Raw genomic sequence first — 1,558 nt, 5'->3', positions numbered from 1 at the left:
TCACCCACCAGGACATCCCCTTCGACAAACTCGTCGAACACACCCGACCCACCCGCGACCGCCACACCCCACCCCTCATCCAGACCGTCTTCACCACCATGGACGGCACCGATCCGGCACCGCTGCACACCGCCACGATGCGGCCGCTGCCGATCGACGAGGGGGTCGCGAAGTTCGACCTGACCGTCCAGGTGCAACTGGAGCCGGATGCCGTCCGGGTCCTCTTCGACTACGCCTGCGACCTGTACGAGCCCGCCACGATGGCCGAGCTGGCCGAGAGCTACCGGGCCCTGGTGGCCGCCGTGCTGGCCGAGCCGGACCGGCCGCTGTCCACCGTGGTCGCGGTCACGGCCGCCCAGCGGGAGCGGCTCGCGGACGCGTTGATCGCCAGCCCGGTTCCGGTCCCGCCCGGTGATCCGGGGTGCGTGCCCAGGCTGGTGGCGGAGACGGCCCGACGCCAACCCGACGCGCTCGCCGTCGTCGACGGAGCGGGCGCGATCACCTACCGCGAACTCGACGAGCGGTCCAACCACCTCGCCCACCAACTCCTGCACCACGGCGCCCGACCCGACCACCCCGTCGCCGTCAGCCTCCCACCCGGCACACCCGCCATCACCGCCATGCTCGCCGTCCTCAAAGCCGGTGCCGCCTACCTCCCCATCGACCCCACCGCACCACCCGCACGCCGACACCACCTCATCACCAACTCCGCCACCGCCATCCTCATCACCCAAGACCCCCACGACACCGACACACCCTCCGGCGTCGTCGCCCTCGCCCCGTACCTGGCAGCGGCCACGGCCACGTCCGCGCCGCCCCCGCTCGACGTGCACCCGGAGCAGGTGGCGTACGTCATCCACACCTCCGGGTCCACCGGCACGCCCAAGGGCGTCATGGTCCCCCACCGGGCGCTGACCAACCTGGTCCACTGGCACCTGGACGCGCACCCCAGCGGGCCCGGCCAACGCCACGGCCAGGTGGCCAGCCTCGGCTTCGACGCCGCGATCTGGGAGATCTGGCCCGCGCTGGTCAGCGGCGCCACCCTGCACATCGCCGACCCCGCCGACCGCCTCGACCCCATTGCGCTGCACGACTGGCTGGTCCGGGAGGACGTCACGAGGACGTTCCTGCCGACCCCGATCGCGGAGGCCGTCCTCCGGTTGCCGACCCCGTCCACCAGCCGTTTGCGGACGATCTTCACCGGCGGGGACGCCCTCACCACCCGGCCGTCCGCGCACGCGCCGTACACCCTGTTCAACATCTACGGGCCGACCGAGACCACCGTCGCCGTCACCGTCGGGCCCGTCCGCCCGGACGGGGTCCACCGGCCGGACCTCGGCGTCCCGATCGCCGGCGCCCGCCTCCATCTGCTGGACGCCGACCTCCAGCCGGTCCCGCCCGGGGCGCCCGGCGAGGTCTGCGTCGCCGGCGACGTGGTCAGCCGCGGCTACCTGAACAAGCCCGGGCAGACGGCGGAGCGGTTCCTGCCCGACCCGTACGGACCACCCGGCAGCCGCCTCTACCGCACCGGCGACCTCTGCCGCCTCCGCACCGACGG

General features: G+C 73.3%; 1 protein-coding gene. It reads left to right on the top strand.

Translation table 11 applies throughout. From position 1 onward, the window contains the following. A partial coding sequence (locus tag EV374_RS32320) for an amino acid adenylation domain-containing protein (RefSeq protein WP_132240953.1) occupies nt 1–1,558 on the top strand: 1,558 nt, incomplete at both ends.

The sequence above is a fragment of the Micromonospora sp. CNZ303 genome, from assembly GCF_004345505.1.
The sequence above is the reverse complement of the archived record's forward strand: the minus strand, read 5'-3'. Positions and strand labels throughout refer to the sequence as shown.